This is a genomic window from Bacillus sp. FSL R5-0434 (assembly GCF_038004745.1).
GTDB lineage: Bacteria > Bacillota > Bacilli > Bacillales > Bacillaceae > Bacillus > Bacillus halotolerans.
This window is the reverse complement of record NZ_JBBORV010000001.1, coordinates 2,546,014-2,566,578: the sequence shown is the minus strand read 5'-3', so window position 1 is coordinate 2,566,578 and position 20,565 is coordinate 2,546,014. Positions and strand designations below refer to the sequence as shown.

At 35.7% G+C, this 20,565-nt stretch carries 19 protein-coding genes and 10 pseudogenes; 16 read left to right on the top strand and 13 right to left on the bottom strand.

What is annotated here, in order from left to right; all coding sequences use genetic code 11:
* Positions 1–94 precede the first annotated feature (94 nt).
* Positions 95–211: a YjcZ family sporulation protein gene (locus NYE43_RS13270; protein WP_010335054.1), complete on the bottom strand. Its 117-nt coding sequence runs from the start codon at positions 209–211 to the stop codon at positions 95–97.
* Between the two features lie 699 nt (positions 212–910).
* Between NYE43_RS13270 and NYE43_RS13265 the strand changes: the two genes are divergently transcribed.
* Genes NYE43_RS13265 through NYE43_RS13255 form a run of 3 tightly spaced genes read left to right on the top strand, consistent with a single transcriptional unit; the run spans position 911 to position 2,758 of the window.
* The gene (locus NYE43_RS13265; protein WP_185848781.1) at positions 911–1,288 is read left to right on the top strand and encodes a GntR family transcriptional regulator; all 378 of its coding nucleotides are present in this window, start codon (positions 911–913) and stop codon (positions 1,286–1,288) included.
* Positions 1,288–2,148 carry an ABC transporter ATP-binding protein gene (locus NYE43_RS13260; RefSeq protein ID WP_185848782.1) on the top strand — a complete coding sequence of 287 codons (861 nt, stop codon included), beginning with the start codon at positions 1,288–1,290 and terminating at the stop codon, positions 2,146–2,148. The genes NYE43_RS13265 and NYE43_RS13260 overlap by 1 nt, the downstream gene beginning before the upstream one ends.
* Before the next feature lies 1 nt (position 2,149).
* The gene (locus tag NYE43_RS13255; RefSeq protein ID WP_185848783.1) at positions 2,150–2,758 is read left to right on the top strand and encodes an ABC-2 transporter permease; all 609 of its coding nucleotides are present in this window, start codon (positions 2,150–2,152) and stop codon (positions 2,756–2,758) included.
* 641 nt (positions 2,759–3,399) lie between these two features.
* On the opposite strand, the gene NYE43_RS13250 is transcribed toward NYE43_RS13255, so the two are convergent.
* Entirely contained in the window at positions 3,400–3,666 is a 267-nt protein-coding gene (locus NYE43_RS13250) for a hypothetical protein (protein WP_185848784.1), read from the bottom strand.
* Positions 3,667–4,111: 445 nt separating this feature from the next.
* Between NYE43_RS13250 and NYE43_RS13245 the strand changes: the two genes are divergently transcribed.
* The gene (locus tag NYE43_RS13245; RefSeq protein WP_106020152.1) at positions 4,112–4,387 is read left to right on the top strand and encodes a barstar family protein; all 276 of its coding nucleotides are present in this window, start codon (positions 4,112–4,114) and stop codon (positions 4,385–4,387) included.
* 29 nt (positions 4,388–4,416) lie between these two features.
* On the opposite strand, the pseudogene NYE43_RS13240 reads toward NYE43_RS13245, so the two are convergent.
* Positions 4,417–4,698: pseudogene (locus NYE43_RS13240) on the bottom strand (ImmA/IrrE family metallo-endopeptidase); the annotation flags it as partial.
* A 247-nt stretch (positions 4,699–4,945) separates the two neighbouring features.
* On the opposite strand from NYE43_RS13240, the gene ant(6) reads away from it, so the two are divergent.
* Complete coding sequence (gene ant(6), locus NYE43_RS13235) at positions 4,946–5,800, top strand: aminoglycoside 6-adenylyltransferase (protein ID WP_341062113.1); 855 nt, start codon at positions 4,946–4,948, stop codon at positions 5,798–5,800.
* A 762-nt stretch (positions 5,801–6,562) separates the two neighbouring features.
* Here the strand turns inward: ant(6) and NYE43_RS13230 are convergent.
* From NYE43_RS13230 to NYE43_RS13215, 4 genes are all read right to left on the bottom strand, one after another.
* Entirely contained in the window at positions 6,563–7,090 is a 528-nt protein-coding gene (locus NYE43_RS13230; RefSeq protein ID WP_185848932.1) for a PadR family transcriptional regulator, read from the bottom strand.
* Positions 7,087–7,929, bottom strand: coding sequence for a sialate O-acetylesterase (locus tag NYE43_RS13225; RefSeq protein ID WP_185848933.1), 843 nt, complete (start codon positions 7,927–7,929; stop codon positions 7,087–7,089). The genes NYE43_RS13230 and NYE43_RS13225 overlap by 4 nt, the downstream gene beginning before the upstream one ends.
* Before the next feature lie 560 nt (positions 7,930–8,489).
* Positions 8,490–9,230: an oxygen-insensitive NADPH nitroreductase gene (gene nfsA / locus NYE43_RS13220; protein WP_185848786.1), complete on the bottom strand. Its 741-nt coding sequence runs from the start codon at positions 9,228–9,230 to the stop codon at positions 8,490–8,492.
* Positions 9,231–9,609: 379 nt separating this feature from the next.
* Entirely contained in the window at positions 9,610–9,969 is a 360-nt protein-coding gene (locus NYE43_RS13215; protein ID WP_024122237.1) for a winged helix-turn-helix transcriptional regulator, read from the bottom strand.
* 225 nt (positions 9,970–10,194) lie between these two features.
* Here NYE43_RS13215 and NYE43_RS13210 point away from each other — a divergent pair, with 225 nt between their 5' ends.
* The 3 genes and pseudogenes from NYE43_RS13210 to NYE43_RS13200 form a co-directional block, all read left to right on the top strand.
* Complete coding sequence (locus tag NYE43_RS13210) at positions 10,195–10,929, top strand: NADPH-dependent F420 reductase (RefSeq protein ID WP_185848787.1); 735 nt, start codon at positions 10,195–10,197, stop codon at positions 10,927–10,929.
* 283 nt (positions 10,930–11,212) lie between these two features.
* Positions 11,213–11,349, top strand: a pseudogene (locus NYE43_RS13205) (hypothetical protein).
* Positions 11,307–11,470: pseudogene (locus NYE43_RS13200) on the top strand (recombinase family protein); the annotation flags it as partial. The pseudogenes NYE43_RS13205 and NYE43_RS13200, both read left to right, overlap by 43 nt.
* Before the next feature lie 418 nt (positions 11,471–11,888).
* On the opposite strand, the gene NYE43_RS13195 reads toward NYE43_RS13200, so the two are convergent.
* Positions 11,889–12,779, bottom strand: a complete 891-nt coding sequence (locus tag NYE43_RS13195) for a LysR family transcriptional regulator (RefSeq protein WP_185848788.1) — start codon at positions 12,777–12,779, stop codon at positions 11,889–11,891.
* Positions 12,780–12,945: 166 nt separating this feature from the next.
* Here NYE43_RS13195 and fumC point away from each other — a divergent pair, with 166 nt between their 5' ends.
* Positions 12,946–14,334, top strand: coding sequence for a class II fumarate hydratase (gene fumC, locus NYE43_RS13190; protein ID WP_185848789.1), 1,389 nt, complete (start codon positions 12,946–12,948; stop codon positions 14,332–14,334).
* A 573-nt stretch (positions 14,335–14,907) separates the two neighbouring features.
* Here fumC and NYE43_RS13185 read toward each other — a convergent pair.
* Positions 14,908–15,306: pseudogene (locus tag NYE43_RS13185) on the bottom strand (sigma-70 family RNA polymerase sigma factor); the annotation flags it as partial.
* A pseudogene (locus tag NYE43_RS13180) lies at positions 15,306–15,823 on the bottom strand (ImmA/IrrE family metallo-endopeptidase). The pseudogenes NYE43_RS13180 and NYE43_RS13185, both read right to left, overlap by 1 nt.
* Before the next feature lie 268 nt (positions 15,824–16,091).
* Between NYE43_RS13180 and NYE43_RS13175 the strand changes: the two are divergent.
* Both NYE43_RS13175 and NYE43_RS13170 read left to right on the top strand, forming a co-directional pair.
* Positions 16,092–16,628 carry an ATP-binding protein gene (locus tag NYE43_RS13175; RefSeq protein WP_106020147.1) on the top strand — a complete coding sequence of 179 codons (537 nt, stop codon included), beginning with the start codon at positions 16,092–16,094 and terminating at the stop codon, positions 16,626–16,628.
* 107 nt (positions 16,629–16,735) lie between these two features.
* Positions 16,736–17,134 (top strand): hypothetical protein, encoded by a 399-nt coding sequence (locus NYE43_RS13170; protein ID WP_341062112.1) that lies wholly within the window; start codon positions 16,736–16,738, stop codon positions 17,132–17,134.
* Between the two features lie 78 nt (positions 17,135–17,212).
* Here NYE43_RS13170 and NYE43_RS13165 read toward each other — a convergent pair whose 3' ends face one another.
* Positions 17,213–17,431 (bottom strand): hypothetical protein, encoded by a 219-nt coding sequence (locus NYE43_RS13165; RefSeq protein WP_260627350.1) that lies wholly within the window; start codon positions 17,429–17,431, stop codon positions 17,213–17,215.
* 371 nt (positions 17,432–17,802) lie between these two features.
* A pseudogene (locus NYE43_RS13160) lies at positions 17,803–17,948 on the bottom strand (transcriptional regulator); the annotation flags it as partial.
* A 20-nt stretch (positions 17,949–17,968) separates the two neighbouring features.
* On the opposite strand from NYE43_RS13160, the pseudogene NYE43_RS13155 reads away from it, so the two are divergent.
* From NYE43_RS13155 to NYE43_RS13135, 5 genes and pseudogenes are all read left to right on the top strand, one after another.
* A pseudogene (locus NYE43_RS13155) lies at positions 17,969–18,321 on the top strand (DnaD domain-containing protein); the annotation flags it as partial.
* A gap of 31 nt (positions 18,322–18,352) precedes the next feature.
* Positions 18,353–19,144 (top strand): annotated as a pseudogene (locus tag NYE43_RS13150) (ATP-binding protein).
* Positions 19,135–19,285 (top strand): annotated as a pseudogene (locus NYE43_RS13145) (hypothetical protein). The pseudogenes NYE43_RS13150 and NYE43_RS13145 overlap by 10 nt, the downstream one beginning before the upstream one ends.
* A 76-nt stretch (positions 19,286–19,361) precedes the next feature.
* Positions 19,362–19,790 (top strand): annotated as a pseudogene (locus NYE43_RS13140) (RusA family crossover junction endodeoxyribonuclease).
* Between the two features lie 81 nt (positions 19,791–19,871).
* On the top strand, positions 19,872–20,078 hold the full coding sequence (locus NYE43_RS13135; RefSeq protein ID WP_103672589.1) for an XtrA/YqaO family protein: 207 nt from the start codon (positions 19,872–19,874) through the stop codon (positions 20,076–20,078).
* A 139-nt stretch (positions 20,079–20,217) separates the two neighbouring features.
* On the opposite strand, the gene NYE43_RS13130 is transcribed toward NYE43_RS13135, so the two are convergent.
* On the bottom strand, positions 20,218–20,484 hold the full coding sequence (locus NYE43_RS13130; RefSeq protein ID WP_024122226.1) for a hypothetical protein: 267 nt from the start codon (positions 20,482–20,484) through the stop codon (positions 20,218–20,220).
* Positions 20,485–20,565 lie beyond the last annotated feature (81 nt).

Here is a 20,565-nt window from a genome sequence, read left to right as displayed (position 1 = left end):
AAAAAATGAATTTTTTGTCTAAAAAACAAATTAAAACGCCATAAAAGTTTCTTATGGCGTCAAACAGAACAGGGAGGTACTCCTGCATATAGGGTTAAATAGGAACGCCTTCTGGATAGCCTCCGAAGAAAGCTGCTCCAACAATGATTAGTAAGATGAATAGCACCACGATTAATGCGAAGGAGCTACCACAACCATTTGAGTATCCCATATGTCCACCTCCTTTAAAAGAGGATAGTACATGATATGCGGGGGCGAGTTACTTCGAAAGGGATGCTAGTTGAAATGAATTTTAAAATGATTTTTTAGTCTAAGTTGAAATTGAGAGCATTGAAAGGGCAACAATACCAATATAGACGGATTTATGGAACGAAAACGAAATCGGAAATTGAGTCTCTCTTGAAATAATCAGGAGAAAATACGTCAACACACCATTATATACCTGCTCATTTTTATATGCACCTCTGCTTGGATATTATGTTCTGAGCAGGAGGTGCTTATTTTCGTTTGTATTTCCCGACTGTTACACTCCGTAAAGGAAACTTTTGATCATGAGCACTACATTACCGAACTTCTATTATCTCTATAAATGAATGTGTACATTATTAAAAATTTTATCCTCATTCTTATGTAATTTGTGTTTCTTTCTGATTTGGAGTGTAAACATAATTAACTTTCTATACATAATTAGCAATTTAAATATAAATTGAGTGAAGAAATAAACCTTCTCAACTATCCCTCTGTTGTCTTGGCAATGCTTCATGCACCTTACAAGTGAATGAAGCATTATAGCCCTATACTTAACCAAACGATAAACTCGAAGGATTGGATTAAAAAAGAGTTGTATTCTGATATTAATTTGGATATATTGTATATAAAGTATATATACAATATGATAGTGGGGTTTTATATGCAAATTATCATTTCAAATCATTCAAAAGAACCTATTTATGTGCAAATTTATGCTCAAATTAAAAAACATATTTTGACCAATGAATTACATGCAGGGCAATCCTTACCTTCAATGCGACAGTTAGCGAAGGATTTGGATATAAGTGTTATTACAACGAAACGTGCCTATGAGGAACTTGAGAAGAACGGATTCATATATTCGGTTGTTGGGAAAGGTTCTTTTGTATCGGAGCAGGACAGTGAGATGATGAAAGAAAGAAAAATGAAGGTAATTGAAGAGCAATTGTTGACGGCAATTCAAAACAGTAAAGAAATGGGCATCTCACTTACAGAATTAAAGGACATACTTACACTGTTATATAGGGAGGAAGAATAGTGGAAAATGTTATTGAATTCAAACATGTTTATAAATCATTTGGTGATTTTCAGCTAAAAGATATTTCAATGACAGTTAAAAAAGGATTTATAACGGGTTTTATCGGTGGTAATGGTGTTGGAAAATCTACAACGATTAAACTTATGATGAACTTATTGCAACCAGATAGCGGATCGATTTCAATATTTGGGTTAGATCATAAAGCACATGAAAAAGAAATAAAGCAACGGATTGGTTTTGTATTTGATGAAAATATTTTCTACGCACATTTAACATTAGCAGAAATGAAGGAGATTATAAGGCCCTGCTATATGAAATGGGATGATCGCCTATTTAATTTCTATGTTGAAAAATTTGAACTGCCGTTAAATAAAAAAATCAAATCATTTTCTAAAGGAATGATGATGAAAGCTTCTTTATCAATAGCCTTATCACACCATGCAGAGTTAATTATTATGGATGAACCCACATCGGGATTAGATCCAATATTTCGCAGGGAGTTTCTAGATATACTACATAATATAATGCAAGATGGAAAGAAAACGATCTTCTTTTCTACTCATATTACAACAGATTTAGACCGTATTGCAGATTATATTACTTTTATTCATAATGGTGAGCATATTTTCACAAAGAAATCGTATCAAATTCAAGAAGAGTATGCCATTGTAAAAGGAGGCGCGGAGTTATTAGATCGAGATACAGAACAGGAGTTTATTTCCATCCGGAAATCTAATGCTGGTTTTGAGGCATTAACAGCCAATAAAGCACGTATAGAAGATGTGTTTGGTGACTTAGTTTTGATCGAAAAACCAACGATTGAAGAGCTGATGTTCTATACAAAGAAAGGGGCTAAATAGGGTGTTTCACTTAATAAGAAAAGATATCATTTTACAAAAGAAATCTCTTATGATATTATTGCCTGCTTTATTTGTTTATTTAACGTTAAATATATCATATATCTGGTCAGGTTTTGTATTTAGTATTGTCATAATAATGAACGCGTTTTCAATGGATGAAAAAGCCCGAATAAATATCCTGCTGAATTCACTGCCATATACACGCAGGGAAATCGTTAGTTCAAAGTACATTGGAGTACTTATTTTTACTTTTATTGTAGTGCTTACAATTGTTATTGGAAATTTGATCATTCATAGAGAACTAACAATATGGATCGATCTTATGTATATAGTATGCCTTGTGATGGTATCTGCTTCATTTATCTTTCCATTTAGTTATCAGTTTAACAGCCGATATTTGTTCAAAGGCTCACTTGTTTTATTCGGTATTTATATGGTGTTGATTAATACCTTGTTCCGAAATGTGAACGATATAATCAGAGAAAATGTTCGAATATTATTATCATTACAAAATCTTAATGTTTATTTATTAATTCTATTTTCGGTTATTATTCTATATGTTTGTTCTTGGCTTCTGTCGATTCGTATTTATAGAAATAAAGCATTTTAAAGGAAAGGTGTAGAAATTCTACAGAAAGAGATTTTTACTGAGTGGTTTAATCATCCCTATTCTCATATGTTGCAAAAGGAACGGTATCTTAAATCAATGTTTGTGATGTATTTTGAAGTTAGATGTTACTCATACAACGGATTACCTGGGATAGAATTTACGGTCCAAAAACGCGAAATCGAAAACAATATTGAAGTAAAAAGAGCCTATCTCCTTTATGAGAAGGGCTATCCACTTATTTAACATGAGTTTCTGAGTGATACATAGCTTTTTCGAATGCAGCTATTCATTTTTATCTTCGTAATCAATATCCTGCCCGATCGGATCATGAAGGGACACGTCTTTTTTGTTTTTTCATTTCGCGTAAATGCATGATGAGGATTTCTTTATTAATTACAAAAGGGGGAGCATAGTTTCCCATCACTGATTGATTAAATAAATGTTGGGTCGCTTCCTGTAATACATCTTCAAACGGGTTACTACGCATGTCTTAGAAGCTTCTGAGCATGGCAGAACAGTGATTTAAATAAGGACAGCCTTGCGCAGGTTTAATCATGAGATAGATTTTAAGGGTATGTAAATGAATAATTGAAAAAACCCACTAAAATGTGGGTTCTTTGTATGCGCTAACGGGGTAATAACTATTCTTCATCTTCAAAGAAACCGAATAGTTTTTCTTCATCATATTCATATTTACGTCCTAGATTATCTGTATCTCTTTCGTGCTGTAAAAGAACTTTATAGTTTTTTCCCTTTGAAGATTCGTTTTCAGTAACACTTAGGACGGTTACTTTATCGTTCTCATATGTCTTTGCAAAAAGTTTAATCTCCTCAATTGTATCCTTTAAATCTGTTTCATCACCATTAAAAAAGTCTAAAGAAACTTCAGTTGTGTATTTTTGAATCATGGCTAGCTCCCTGCTAATATGTATTAGTTCTTAAAGGATAACGGAAAATCTAATCAACAGCTATCACTGGATGGTGAAAGAGGTTCAACAGTTGCAGAGAGTACTCTTTGGTTCAGCAACTCTAATGTGAAATTGGAGTGTTGCTCAGTATGGATGAGATGGCGATCAATGGCCGGTGCCGGATAATTACATAAATAAAGAAGAAGCAAGTAGGATGGGAAAGCATAAAAGGTAAGTAGCACCGGGTAAAAGTATCGGGGGAGATATATACAAAAACAGAGAAAAATCTTTCTGAAGCTAAAAATAGAGTGTGGTGCGAAGATGATATAAACTATATCACAGGTTACAGAGGGAATGACAGATTACTTTATTCGAATGAGGGTATAAAACAACAGATTTATTATAAAACGTTTGTTAAGTTAAATAATGGAGGACATAGTTTTTAATGAAAAAAATAGTTGTATATGGAAAAGATTTTCAAAATAAAGAAGGGTTACATAATGCATTAAAAGATAAATTAGACTTCCCAGACTACTATGGGGGAAATTTAGACGCTTTATGGGATTGCCTTACAGGGTGGATAGAGTTGCCGTTAACTTTAATCTGGAGAAATTTTGAGTGTAGTAAAAAGTTTTTAGGTTCATACGCTGATGATGCATTAGAAGTTTTACAAGAGGCTCAAGAGGAATTAGAGGATGAGTTTAAAATAATAATAGAGTAGACTTTCTTTTTTGGTTTTGTGAATTTGAAAAAAGTTACAGGCATTGTTTTTTTATCACCTTCATGTCTATATATATGGCAAAATTCATGAGCGAAATCATACCATTGTTCAGTTCGGCTTTTTCGGCTGTCCAAGCATATATTATAAATTCCGCTGTGTTTAAGTGCGAAGCTTGTTACAGGTTTAAACGAAAGCCTGATATCTAAAGCCTTGGCAATCCGTTCAAAATTAATTTGTTCTGGTTCTTTAATATCAATCTTCCTGTATAAGTTTTCAATCCAATCCTCTAAATGACTGTTTGTATACCTCAAGATGAAAAACCTCCTTAAAGACGACAATATAAAAATTGGATTCGTGAAATATTATAGGGAAAACTAAGACTTTTTTCACGGGAAAATGCATCTAAGATAAGGGTGGTGTTTCTTGAAGAGCTGCTAAGTAATTAATGACAATAATCGATAATGAAAAGTGTTTGTTTCATAATTAGAGCCATATTCGTTTAGAGTTAGAGGTATTTAGGCTGCAAAAAGAAAAAGTTGAAACGGAGGAATACATGCAATGCGAAGTGAACAGGTAATGATGGACATTTTTTTAGACTTTGCTTTGAATGATGAAAGAATCCGATTGGTTACTTTGGAAGGATCACGTACAAACAGAAATATTCTCCCCGACAACTTCCGAGACTATGACATTTCTTATTTTGTAACTGATATGGAATCTTTTAAAGATAATGATCGGTGGCTTGAATTCTTTGGTACTCGCATTATGATGCAAAAACCCGAAGATATGGAGCTTTTTCCTCCTGAATTAGGTAACTGGTTTTCATACATCATTCTTTTTGAGGATGGTAACAAATTAGATCTAACCCTTATTCCAATCAGTGAAGTAGAAGATTATTTTGCTAAGAACGATGGTTTGGTTGAGGTCTTGCTTGATAAGGATAATTTCATCAATAATAAAGTAATCCCAAATGATCGTCAATATTGGATTAAAGAGCCTTCTGCAAGGGAATTTGATGATTGCTGTAATGAGTTCTGGATGGTTTCGACATACGTAGTAAAAGGATTAGCAAGAAAAGAAATACTTTTTGCAATCGACCATTTAAATGAGAATGTACGTCCTAATTTATTGAGAATGATGGCGTGGCATATTGCATCCCAGCAAGGGTATTCATTCAGTATGGGCAAGAACTATAAATTTATTAAACGTTACCTTTCAAATAAAGAATGGGAAGAGCTAATGTCTACATATTCTATGAATGGGTATCAAGAAATGTGTAAGTCGTTATTTACTTGCTATGAATTATTTAGGAAATATTCAAAAGTTGTATCAGAAAGTCTTAGATATAAGTATCCATATTATGACAAAGTCATCACAAAGTATACGGAAAGTATTTATAACTCATTAAAATGAATGCATAAACCCGCCTCCTTAGCGGGAGGTTTTCTTGTGTACAAAGAAGAAATTAAACTAATGAAAAAAGAAGAGTCTATCATAATACTCTTCTCTAAATTGTTTCAGTCTTCATTTTTCCTTTCCTTACAGATACCATGATTCCAGGAATGATCATAAGTACTGCTGGTATTAAGTAGAACCAATCAATACAGATAAGTCCTCCAATCCCTGAGATAAAAAGTAAAACACTGCTCAACCTTGGTTTGAATAAGACAACAATTGAAGCGGTAAATCCAACGCATGAAAAGATCAAAGATCCCCATGCCCCTACAAGGAGGTCGCTTGTCATTTCAAAGTATCTGATCAAATGAAAAAATAAATCAAGGTAGGCGATACCTAAAGCTAGAATAGATGCTACAACACCCAATAGGCTCCCTATCAAACTTTAAAAAAACTCAATGGTTCTCTTCACAATAAACGCTCCTTATGTAATCAGCAACTTCATTTTCATATATTAGAATATAAAAGCAACATAAATGAAAATATAAATGAGAAAGACAACGGTGTAAATAGTGGTTATTCATACGAAGGATTGAAAAAGAAGGACACGCAGCAGATTCATTTGCTCTTGTTGGGGGGCAAGTGTTGACAACTCTATTAGCTGGCTTAATTAAAGAAGGAGTATAAAACCTGTATCAATGATGTTACTAGATATCTACGACACAGGTTTTATATTTAGGTAACTAAATTTAACATTGCATTTTTTTATTATGCAATAGTTCACTCTATTTCTGCTTTCAATTTTTCGAACCACTCTAAATTAACCAAGTGATGTGAACGGGAATTTTCGTTCATACGGCGAAAGTAATTGATTGCGCCGGGAATTTCTTGAGTGATGGACAGGTATTCATCAAGGAGCTCGATTCGAGTTTTAGTCTGGTCGATTTGTGATTGGATCAGACCCAGTAATTTATTTTTGTCAAATTCATCGGCAAAGAGTAACGCCCCATAAAATTGCAGGTTCACATATTCCGATTTGGTGCCGTGTTTGATCATTAATTTCTCGAATTCTGCCCTTCCCGATTCTGTGACTTTAAAGTTACGGATTTCACGCCCGCTGGTTGAGGGTTTCTGCTGAATCTGTTCAATAAAACACTTTTCTTCAAGTTGCTGCAGATTGTAATAAAATGAACCTTTCGTGAAGTTAACAATGTATTTGTAATGGCGTTTTTCCATTAAGGCCAGAAGTTCATAGCCGTGAGCTCCGGGATTTTGGATTAGCAAGCCAAGGATAAGTAAGGGAATTATGGTTTCATCACCTTCGCCATCCGCGCTTCAAATTCCGCGTACGTGATTTTACCCGAAGCCAAATCCATACTATGAAGGTAAATCTGTTCTGTTTTAGAATAGTCACCATTCACTTTCAGTGATTGCTCCTCTCCCGAAATGGGTTTCAGGATATGGTACTTTTTCGAAAAAGCCTCGAAATAGCGGTAACCGAATTTGCGTTGTGAAGCTGCGTCTAAATGAATGCCATCAGGATTCGCAGTCAAACCTGATGCAGTAACAAAATAACAATTCTGTTGTTCATTAGCAAAACGCAGCAATTGTTCATTAACCTGTCGAAATTCGGTCGCGTGCTGTCCAAAACCGGTCTTCCCAAGAAAGTCACCAAGCCCTCCAATAATCAACGGTACCTCATCAAGTTTCAACTCGTTTCTTAGCGTTTCGATGATAAGAGTTAATTTCTCGTAATAAGTTTCATGTAGCGACTGATAACTGTCACTCTCACCCTGGTGCCAAAGGATTCCGCAAATTTGACTGGACCGGAGGGCGAAGCGGGCTTCGGACAAAGCATGCTGAAAAAGGATGCCTTCCGGATGCCAGTCATTCAATGAACTGCCACCTTCCGCACAAGGGATCAAGCCAATTTCTTCATCGGGATGAGCTTTCGACCATGCATCTGCAAAAGATGCCGCTAGGCCAACGCCGGAAACCGGACGGTCATAATTAATCGGCTCTGTCATCATCTGCCACTGTCCATTGCGCAGCATTTTTATTTTTTCATTATAGATAGGGTCTACTTCATTCAAAAATCCACGGCCCGCCATATTCGACTGCCCCAACATTAAAAAAGACTTTATCATCTCATTTTTCACTTCTTTACATCAATATTTTAGTCTAATTAGACTATAGTCAATTCAGTTTGTCTTGTAAAGTCTTAATAAGGTTTTACTTTTATTATTAGTATGTATGAAAAACAAACTAACATTGAAAATTTGGGTGATGTATTTGAGAAATAGCAAGTTCCTTTGCTTTTTCTTATCTAACTATCGGGGGCTTTAACTCAATAACGATCTTCCACAATCGGGCGCGATTAATGAACAAGAACTAAAGGAGTGATACATATTAGTCATGTATAATATGTATCACTCCTTATTTTTTATGGCTTTTTTTGATTTAGGTCTTGATGAAAAAATAACAAAAACCCTGTCATGTAAGGGTTCCTATGAGGTTCAAAATCATTTTTCATAGGAAATACGTTCAATGATGGGGGTGTATCCCAAATGAAATGGATTGTTAAAAAGGGAGGGCTATGTTGAAAGGGTTAAATATCAATAAAAAATTTTTAAGCATAAAGAGGAAGAGCGTCAAAACTCTTCCTCTTTTATTTGGATAGAATACCGAAAATTTCTCTTGGGAAAATTTATTTTTTAGCAAATCCCTGTTTATTTAAATACTCAAGCATGAAGGGGAGTTTGCTTCTTTCGAGATGGTCCTCAATATGATCTTTCCATCCCTTTACTTTTTTCACTGTGAAAGGCGCTTTAACAGGACGATTCTGGTAATACTCACGCATCTGTTGATCATAGGTTGCTAATTTTTCATCATCTAGCGATTGATACTGATTATCAAACATGACCATCGATTGAGGCAAACGTGGTTTTAATCCAGGTTTCTCTTCAGCAGGGTGGCCTATGCATAGCCCTACTAAAGGAACCACATGTTTTGGTAAATGTAATATCTCAGTTAAGTCTGTAATATGTAGTCTAATTCCACCGATATATACGCCGCCGAGTCCCATTGATTCGGCTGCAGTCAAAGCATTTTGAGCCATTAGCCCAGCATCAAATGTACCTATTAAAAGGTATTCAATATACTCAAGATCTACATCGGGAGCGATTTGATGATTTCGGTTAAAATCTGCACAAAAAATCCAAAACTCTGCTGCCTCTTCAATATAAGGCTGGTTCGCAGAAAGCTCCATTACTTGTTTTCGAAGATCTGGATCTGTAATTCTAATGATAGAAACGGCCTGAAGAAGGCTGAAAGATGAAGTCTGATTAGCTGCCTTAAAGATTGCTTCTCGTTGCTCCTTTGTGAGAGGTTGATCTGTAAAAGACCGAATGGAAGTATGATTACAAAGTAATTCAATTGTATTGTTCATATTGACACTCTTCCTTTCTTACATATTAGATTCAAGCTGATTAAGTTGGGCTAGAGTTACTTTTGAAAAAAGTGTAACTTGTATACAATATGATAAAATCAGCACTCTAATTTATGAAGAGGGCAATTTAAATTGCCGTAGTGCATTTTTTTGTACTTAGTACCAAAAACTAGATAAAAAGGTGGCTAGATTTTGTTAAAACGAATTTGAAAAAGAATTTAAATGGAATAAACAAAAGATCCGGCAAATGTCCCGAAAAAGGAAGCTTGTGTCAACCTGCTTAGTTAGTAAAAAAAAGCTGTCACATTCGACAGCTTCTGATCTTTTAACTCTTGCCCCGATACTTTAATACATTTCTTCATAAACTCTTATCGTAAAATTACTCTATCTGCTCCCCAAACTTCTTTCCGAACTCTTCCATCAAATCAATTATAGGAATGAATTCTTTCCCTTTTGAGGTTAGTGAATACTCTACACGAGGAGGAACCTCAGGAAACACCTCTCTCTTAATTAATCCATCTGTTTCTAATTCTCTCAGCTGCTTTGTAAGAGAACCTTGTGAAATGTCCCATAAAAAAGCTTTAATTTCGCTATAACGACGTTTTTTTGTTTTTAAAAACCAGAGAATAATATATTTCCAGCGTCCCGAAAGCATATTTTGAGCATATGCAATTCCATATACTTCTCTTTGTTCCTTTATATACTCTTTGTCAAATCCATCCTTACATATTTTAGACACCTTTTCACCTGCTTTCTGCTGTTAAGTACAGAAAAATGTACTACGGCAATTTAAATTACCTACTTTAAATAGATGAGAAACGGTTTTATTCTAGTATATGTAAAAGAAATACTCAATACTCATTACGCTTTTCTTAATATATGTTTACGATTTGGTGAACATATAATGGTGTAACTTTAAGCAGAAATATTCTTTTATATACAAATTCTTTTAGGAGGGAAAATAGTGAAATTCGGAATTATAGGTGCAGGAACAATTGGGTCAATTATTTCTAAAAAATTAGTTGAGAATGGGCATGATGTCAAAATTGCAGATGCAAGGGCAATTGAATATTTAGAAGGAAAAAAGCTTGCTGGAACCCCTGTGCGCGTAGAGGATGCAATTAAAAACATTGATGTTCTGATCATATCTCTTCCTACAAAAGCAATGTCAAGCATTCGAAATATGATCGATCAAGTCGGAGAGGATGTAATCATTGTAGATACTTCAAATTATTATCCTTTTAGAGACGACAAAATTGAAGAAATCGAGAACGGGATGGTTGAAAGTGTTTGGGTATCAAATCAATTAGGCAGACCTGTCATTAAAGCATTCAACAATTTATTAGCCTATACTTTAGAAAATGAAGGAACAACCGTAGATTCTAGTGAACGAATCGCGATAGCAGTTTCTGGTGATGACACATCACAAAAACAAGTAGTCATAGACGTAGTATCCGAGTTAGGCTTCGATGCAATAGACAGTGGTTCTTTAAGTGATTCTTGGAGACAGCAACCAGGAACTCCTGCTTACTGCACAGAGCTAACAAAAGATGAACTTACGAAAGCGTTGAAAAAGGCGAATAAAGAAAAAGCACCGTTACTACGCGACAAAGTGATGGAAATATTTGCAGAGAAAAAGGATGTTAAATTTTCACACGAGGATGTTGTGAATCTAAACAGAGAAATATACAATTCATAAAAACAAGCTATCATAAGGAAGAAATTAAAAATTATAGAAAATGAAAGTAAAGAGTATAATAAAAATAAACATTCATAACGTGCAAGATGGTTTTATAATGTTGAAGGCCTAATGAGTGTAGTAAAAACCGGTGGTTTAATACTATCGGTTTTTTTTACTGCTTTTATATACTCATTGAAAATCACCTCATTATTAGAACAAACAGTTGTTACATAGCATTACCCAAGGGATGATGCATTTTATGAAGTTGATAATCATCGAGTGACCGCAAGCTGACAAATGCATTAACGCTTACTATCATTATTTAATAAAACGTTATAGGAAGGAGATCCAGGGTGATAGCAATATATGTAAGGGTATCGACCGAGGAACAAGCGATCAAGGGATCGAGCATTGACAGCCAGATCGAAGCCTGTATAAAGAAAGCAGGGACTAAGATGTGCTGAAGTATGCTGATGAAGGGTATTCTGGTGAGTTGTTTGAACGTCCAGCTTTTAACCGCTTAAGGGAGGACGCAAGTAAAGGACTCATAAGCAAGTTATCCTCAATGACTCAGCTATCATTGATGATGATTAGTCTAATTCCATTTGACAGTAATGGTAAAGCATTTTAATATTTACTCACTTTGTAGATACAGACAGATTCAAATGTTGGTTTCATAATAGTTGGAGATGAAGTTAGGGACTAAAGGAAGGAAAGAACCTTTCTTTTTTACTTGGAAGGAAAAAAACTGTGCCCATTTTGTGCCCAAAATAGATATAAAATGATGCAATGAGTGTATTGGATAACTTCAGATGCTTGAAAGCTTCTGTAACTGACAATATACTTCCACTTTATTGAGGGCCTCGAACTAATAAAGAGATACCAAAGCCATATTGGTATCTTCTTTGTTTTTGCTTTAGAGCTATTAAATCCATCTAGGAGTGCCATGACTTGAACTCAACGACAGTAACTTAATACTATATCGAATCTATTTGAGGAAACTGATTGATGATATATTGCTTGAAGTTTTCAGTGACAGGTGATAGATACTTCCCTTCAATCCAAGAAATACCGACTACACGCTCAAACCTTGGCCAACTAATACGGACCTTTGCGATATTTGTTTGGTCTAAGCCTTTAAAATCAGGAAGAATTGAAACGCCAAGACCCGCTGCAACAAAACCTGCGATTGTAGTAGCTTCTTCGCCTTCAAATACAATGTTTGGGGTAATATTAACCTGTTCAAATATATGATCTATTGTTACTCGAAGAGCAAAACCTTCTTTCATTAAAACAAAAGGCTCATTAGCAATTTCGTTTAAGGTAATATCCTTACGAGTAGCTAACACATGTTTTTTGGGCAAAAATAAAAAGAGCTCCTCCTTCCATAAGGGCTTCCACATTATATTTGATTCGACTGGAAAAGAAGCAAGCAGGCAGAGATCTAGTTCACCTGATTTTAGTTTATCTAAAAGCTGATTAGAGTGAGACTGGTTTAATTGGAAATGAACATTTGGGTATTGATCTTTAAATGCTCCAATTAAATTTGGAACGATCGTTGTACCCAGAGTGTGTAAAAAGCCTAAAGACACTTCACCTTGATCTGGTTGTAAAAGGGATTGAATTTCTTCCTTTCCTTCAGTAAATTCTTTAATGATGGAATCGACCCTCTTGAGGAATCTTTCCCCATATTTATTTAATGTAATGGACCGGCCTTGTCTATCAAAAAGCGGAACCCCTAAGTAATTTTCTAATCTAACAATAGACCGAGAAAGTGCTGGCTGTGTTATTGATAATGTTTCAGCAGCTTTAGTTACATGCTGTATACGAGCAAGTGTTTGAAAGTATTCTAATTGTTCCCATTCCATTAGAAATCCACCTTTTTTATAAATCATTACATAAATGAATTAAAATCATATTTATTATGCATTATACATCATAATTTATTAGTGTTATGATAAATTTATCGAAAAAATATATGAATTTTTATATGAATTTTAAACTAATTATGTGTTCAGAAGGAGGACTATTTTAATGAACTATCGAATTGAAAAAGATACTTTTGGAGAAATAAAGGTGCCTGCTGATAAGTTTTGGGGAGCGCAAACACAACGTAGTAAAGAGAACTTCAAGATAGGTTCTGAAAAAATGCCTATCCGTATTGTTAAAGCTTTTGCTATATTGAAGCGCAGTACAGCTATTGCTAATAATCGTCTAGGTAATTTGGATAACGAAAAAACAGAGGTTATTACAGCAGTTTGTGATGAAATTCTTGAAGGCAAATATGATGACAATTTTCCACTCGTTGTTTGGCAGACGGGAAGCGGTACACAAAGCAATATGAATGTTAATGAAGTTATAGCGAACCTTGCAACAGCTTTATTAAAAGAAAAAGGCTCTATACAAACCATACATCCAAATGATGATGTCAATCGCAGTCAAAGTTCGAATGACACTTTCCCAACAGCGATGCATGTTGCAGGTGTATTAGCCATCTATGAACAATTAGTTCCTGCACTTGATCAACTTCGGAACACATTAGATGAAAAAGCAAAAAAATTCAATGACATTGTAAAAATAGGTCGTACACATCTTCAAGATGCTACACCTTTAACCCTTGGACAAGAAATTAGCGGTTGGGTGTATATGGTTGATCGTTCGAAAGAAATGATATTGGAAGCAACTGAAAAAATGCGTGAACTTGCTATCGGGGGTACGGCAGTAGGGACAGGCATTAATGCACATCCACAGTTTGGAGAAGTTGTCTCAGAGGAAATCTCGAATTTTACAGGCCAACAGTTTAAAAGTTCACCGAATAAGTTCCATGCCTTAACTAGTCATGATGAAATAACGTATGTACATGGTGCTATGAAGGCATTAGCTGCTGACTTAATGAAAATTGCGAACGATGTTAGATGGCTTGCAAGCGGTCCTCGCTGTGGTATCGGGGAAATTTCAATCCCGGAAAATGAACCTGGCAGCTCCATTATGCCCGGTAAAGTCAACCCTACTCAATGTGAAGCCCTAACCATGATTGCGGCTCAAATTATGGGGAATGATGCAACTATTGGTTTTGCTTCAAGTCAGGGCAACTTTGAACTAAATGTATTTAAACCGGTTATTATCTATAACTTCCTTCAATCCGTGCAGTTACTGAGTGATGGAATAAAATCTTTCCATGATCATTGTGCGGTTGGTATTGAACCTAATACGAAAACCATTAAAGAAAATCTTTCCGGATCTTTGATGCTTGTCACAGCATTGAATCCTTATATCGGATATGAAAAAGCTGCGAAAATTGCTAAGTTTGCTCATAAAGAAGGCTTAACGTTAAAAGAGGCTGCTGTGAAACTTAAATTGCTAACGGAAGAACAATTTGATGAGATGGTTAAACCGGAAAATATGGTGAAACCAAACATTTAAATCTTTAAGATGAAAACTAGTTACTGATCAGTAACTAGTTTTTCCTTTTTTTACACTTGTTGAAAATCACTTCATTAGGACAAACAGTTATTACATAGCATTACCCAAGGGGTGATGCATTTATGAAGGTAATAATCATCGAGGGACAGCAAGCTGACAAAATGCATTAACGATTGCTATCATTAAAATTTGTAGGAATACGATCCAGGGTGATGGAAATTTGTATGTGAAAAGGTATCGACCGAGGAACAAGCGATCAAGGGATCGAGCATCGACAGCCAGCTCGAGGTCTCTAAGGATGTGCTGAAGAATGCGTTGAGGGATTTTCTGGCGAGTTTGGATGAAAGTAAAGGACTTATAAGTCAAGTCATCTGCTAAGATGCTGACCGTCTTTCTCGGAAATGATAATTGAGCTTATCAGTGCTGACGAGTTAAGATAGTGAGACAAGCGGTTGACTGGAAATATTTTCATGCCTCTATCGTATATTCTGTCTCCGTTAGTTTCGAAAGTTTTAAAAGAAGCATGTAAATGAATGAGAGAAAGCCGGAATATTAGATCCGGCTTCTTCTGCATTATTTCCCCTTCGCTTTCTTCCGCTTTTCCTTTTCCGCCCGGTAGAACTCATGGAACATCTTCATCAGCGCCCGTTTCTCAATCCGTGATACATAGCTGCGCGAAATACCGAGTTCTTTGGCAATCTCACGCTGCGTTTTTTCCTTCTTTAAATCAAGCCCAAACCGCCCGACAATCACTTCTTTCTCACGGTCATCTAAAATGTCAATGTATTGCTTCACTTTTTCAAGCTCCATATTGAGCTGGATCGTATCAATCACGTCTTTATTTTCTGATTTCAGGACATCGATCAGGCTTATTTCATTCCCTTCTTTATCCTGCCCGATCGGATCATGAAGGGAGACGTCTTTTTTTGTTTTTTTTAGTGCGCGCAAATGCATGAGGATCTCATTATTAATTACAAAGGGGGGGTGCATAAATTTCCCGTAACAGTTTGACTAAATAAATGTTGAGTCCGCTTCCTATAATAAATGTTCAAACGTTTCTTCGCAAATGAAGGGGATACCTTAAATAGCCAAGCTACATTTTCAATTGCATGTGATTGTATGTACGAAAGATTAATATTACGCAACATGAAAGTTGGAATGCAAAAGTGATATGTAAAATAATTCGACTGCCACTCCAAATAATCAGTCCAAGTTGCAGGCTTGTTTTTTTATCACCTTCATGTCTATATATATGGCAAAATTCATGAGCAAAATCATACCATTGTTCAACTCGGCTTTTTCGGCTGTCCAAGCATATGGTATAAATTGCGCTGTGTTTAAGTGCGAAGCTTGTAACAGGTTTAAATGAAAGCCTGATATCTAATGACTCGGCAATCCGTTCAAAATTAATTTGTTCAGGTTCTGTAATATCAATCTTTCTGTATAAGTTTTCAATCCAATCCTCTAAAGGACTGTTTGTATACCTCAAGATAAAAAACCTCCTTAAAGACGACAATCTAAAAATTGGATTCGTTTAAATATTATAGGGAAAGCAAGACTTTTTTCATAGGAAAATGCGTCTAAGGAGATGGAATATGAATCCGTTTAATAATGGCTGTTTTCGTAAGTATGATGATTTTAACACGCATCTGGATTTCCCTCGAAAAGTAAAGGTCTTTAGGGATTTATGTCAAAATAATAGTAAGTACCTTATGCAACAAACAGGGAGTTTGGTTGATTAATAAGGAGGGGGAAGTATGAAAAAAAATATTCACATATTGGGAGCTTCTGGTGTTGGGACTTCAACATTGGGTGTTGCATTATCAAAGCGTTTGCCTCATACGCATCTTGATACTGATAATTACTATTGGTTAGATAAATTCACTAAAAAAAGAGAAATTCCTGAAAGAAGAAAGTTGCTTGAAAAAGACTTAACAATAAATGAGAAATGGATTCTTTCTGGTGCAGTGTGTGGCTGGGGCGATAATCTAAAAAGTTATTTTGACCTTGTCGTCTTCTTATGGATTCCACAAGAAATACGGCTTGAGAGATTAAGGCATAGGGAATTTCAGCGTTATGGAAATGAAGTGTTAGCCGGTGGCAGTAAATATGAACAATCAAAAGCATTTTTAGAGTGGGCTTCTTTATATGATAATGCTGGAATGGAAGTTAGAAGTAAAGCTTTGCATGAACATTGGATGGAAGATTTATCTTGTCCAGTGCTAAAGATTGAAGGCGATCACTCAGTCAATGAAAGAGTTGACCGTGTCTTGGATTATCTGAATTCTAATTAAACTAACGGATAGCGATAGCTGCATAAGAAAATAAATTTAAAAATCAAAGAAAGTTCCAGTAATGCATTTTACGGATCACGTTTTTTTATACCGCTATCAGTATGCTGTTGGAGGGGGTAAATATCAATAAAAAATTCTTAAAAAGGTTAATGATTGTACCAATTCTATTCATTTGTTATGTTTTATTTTTAAATCCTAAAGTTATACTTGAACAGCAATGTCCTAATAAGCCTTACAGTTTAACAATCGTAAAGCACGGGACAGGTATATTCGATAAGAAAATTGTTTTAATATATTACAAGATCAACGGAAAAACAGTAGCTGTTGGGGATTTGGTGTTTTTTGAGAATTTTGACAGAGATATAGATGTTACTTGGGATACGAATACAGATGATGGAACTTGGTGGATAGATAAAAGCGTACATTTAACCATGACCTATGCTAAAAATTTTAAGGGGGATTTAGACAAGAAAGATATTGATTTTGATTATGGTGCTGTCCAATAATAATGAAGCAGTTTATTTAAAATAGGAATATACACTAAAAGAACCGCCAGTCGCGGTTCTTTTGTGTTATACTCTGCTCTAAATTGCTTTAGTAGCAGTTTTTTCTTTCCTTACAAACACCATGATTCCAGGAATGATCATAAGTATTGCTGGTATTAAGTAGAGTAACGAAATACAAAATAATCCACCTAAACCAGATATAATGAGTAATGTACCGCTTAGCTTAGGTTTTACTCCAACAGCAAATGAAGCAAGAAAAGCAACACTTGAAAAGAAAACAGATCCCCCATGAAACATCTATAAGTTCACTTGATAAATCTAAATGAATAAACGCATTTAAAAGTGCATCTGAATAGGCGATAATTAAGGCTATGATGGCGACTACTATACCTAGTAGCTTCCAATTAAACTTAAAACAAACTCAACAATTCTCTGCACCAATAGACGCTCCTTATGTAATGATTTTTATATATAAAATATAAAAGAAACATAAATGAAAATATAAATGAGAAAACAACAAAAACCCTTGTCACGTAAGGGTTTTTATGGGATTCAAAAGTCACTTTATAAATGAGGATATGATTGAGATATAAATGAGAATCTAAATCTTATTAGTAAACAGAATTAAACATAATAAACAGAAATAAATAATAATAAACTAACTGCGTTTATTTATCTGATTTCCGTCTTTCCTTTAATTGCTCCGTTATAATCTCCAAAGCAGCCTGTGAAATTTCATCAGTTACTTCACCGTCTTAGCTGCAAGGAATGTTTCAGGATCGTTTAATACTTTTTTTGCATCGTCAGTGATTATATTGCAGCTGAGATTGAACACAGGAGATCGATGACAAAATGAAAAATGCCTTTGAGCTATATGAAAACAAAGTTGCTCGGTCAGTCGGGCCGATTGAGGCACAGCGAATCGGCTACATGGTCGACGATTATGGTGAAGAGAAAGTGATGGAGGCTATCAAGACAGCGTTTCAGCTAAAGGGGAAATCAGCAAGTTTGTCATATGTTCAAGCCATCTTATCAAATCCATTCACTCAAAAGAGAAAGGAGAAACAATATGGCTATAAACAAAGCAGTCAGTATAGACACCGCATTTCAAACGATTATGCAGGAACTTCGGGAAAAGTCAGCCCGCTTTTTGGGAACAGACAGGCCGCATCCGAAGAAAAGGCTGATTTTGATTGTCCTTATTGTAAGGATCGTGGAATTGTCGTTTATCGGGTCCATAAAGATACTCCTTGGCATTTAGATGATCAGTTAGATCTTATGGTTCCAGAAGATATGGTATCGGAAGATGATTTTCTTTTGGGGAAGGTTTGCACGCCGGACAAAGCTAGTGAATGGAAAGATACTTATTCAAAACAGTGTGAATGTGTAAGACGAAAGGAAATTGCCAGACTCATGGCAGCTAGTGGCATTACAGAAGAGTTTGAAAAGCTTCTATTTGGTAACTTCATCACGGGCCGTAAGCCAGACATGATCAAGGACGCTTATGAGTGTGCAGTGGAATACTATAAAGATTTCCAAAAGATCAAAGGAGAAAGGCAAAACAGTATTGCATTACTTGGACAGCCTGGCAGCGGCAAAACTCATTTGCTCACGGCGATTATGAATAATCTGATCAAGAAAAAATCAGTACACTGCATGTATTTCCCTTACGTAGAGGGCATGGGTGATTTGAAAGCTAACTTTGATAACTTAGAAGCGAAACTCGATGTCATGAGAAAGGTCGAATTACTATTCATTGATGACTTATTCAAACCAATAAACGGTCATCCAAGGGCAACCGATTGGCAGGTTGAACAAATCCAGTCGGTCATTAATTATTGATACTTGAATCATAAGCCTTTGCTGATTTCTTCGGAGTTAACAGTCGATGAGATTTTAGATATAGACGAGGCTCTTGGTTCACGAATTCACCAGATGTGTCGTGATTACATAGTGATTATTAAAGGTGATCGAATGCAATTAAATCATAGGTTAGGTGATTGGGAATGAAAGAGAAAACGAATGTAAAAGCAGCTGATGGACTTTATATATTCGGACCCTCTAAGTCCTACAGAAGGTAAAGATCTTACGCCAACTATCCGTTTACTTGAGGAACAAATAAAGCAAATGGAGCGGATGCTGAGTGCTTAAAGCAGTCGTGTCTCTGCTGGCAATTTTACTCTCCGCACCGAGAATAGAAAAAGAAATTCAGCTATGGAAAGAGCAGTTGGATTACATTAAGTTCACTGTTTATGATGAGCCAGTCGCACAGGGGCGGCCGCTTGGATCAATACGAAATGGGAAGGTGCATATGCGAGATCCAGCGAAATCAAAGTACTTTAAGCAGTATGTAGCATTGGTTGCGTCTCAGCATCGACCAGAAACAATTATTACTGGTCCTGTCTCAATGGATGTCAAAGTGTATAGACCTATGCCCAAATCAGTTTCAAACTCATGAAAGAAGAAAGAAAAAGCCGAAAAAGGTCTTCTGAGGCCGACGACAAAGCCCGACGTTGATAACTATGTAAAGGGTGTAAAAGACGCTCTGAACCATTTGATATATAAAGATGATAGCCAAGTAGTGGACCTGAAAGTTAGCAAGTTTTATAGTGGAGAGCCGAGGGTGGAAGTCATGATAAGAGAGGTTTCTGCCTAAAAATAAAAAACACTGAAGCGCTTAGCCTCAGTGTTCTTGATATGAACTGGTACTTCTATCATAACACAGGGGGCGCTTTGAGTGTGCAATCCAAGAGAAATAAACATCAAAAAAGACTTTACTATTCAACAGAAGATTGACCCAGGGAAAGTTCAGATCATTGTTTTAGATGGGAATCAAGGTACTGCCCATGTCTTAGATGCTCCGGAGCACGGTAAAACGGTGATCCAAATTGTAAAGGGCAGCTTTGCAAGGGTTGATCATGAGATAGGTTACAAAGTCAGGTAAGCAATTGAAAGGAAGTTTCATAATGGATACCATTAACAAGTTGAACTTCAAATGTACGTCAAGTCATGCCAGATGAAATAATAACTGACAAACAAGCAGTAGAACTATAAGAAAGAGGAGGCTATAAACCTCCTCATAGTTAACTTGAATAGTAGGCGATATAAGATCCATCAGGATAAAAAGTAACACTGTCTAAATAATATGTTGTTCCGTTTATAGTGATTGTTTGTCCTGGGTCTGGATCAGAAGGAAGTCCACGAACAACTAGGGTACCTAATGCAGAAACTTCTTTTGATTGACTTTCTTCAGAATGAGTATCAGTAGGACTTGCGGCAAAGGCAGGAGCGGCAGAAACAAGCAAAGTAAGTGACAATGCAGTACCAGTTAAAACTTTTTTCAATTTCATTTTAAACACTCCCTTTGTTTTTAATACAAGTGTATTATTACATGAGATACAAAAATATCCAAGGTATTTTTTGTTAATATT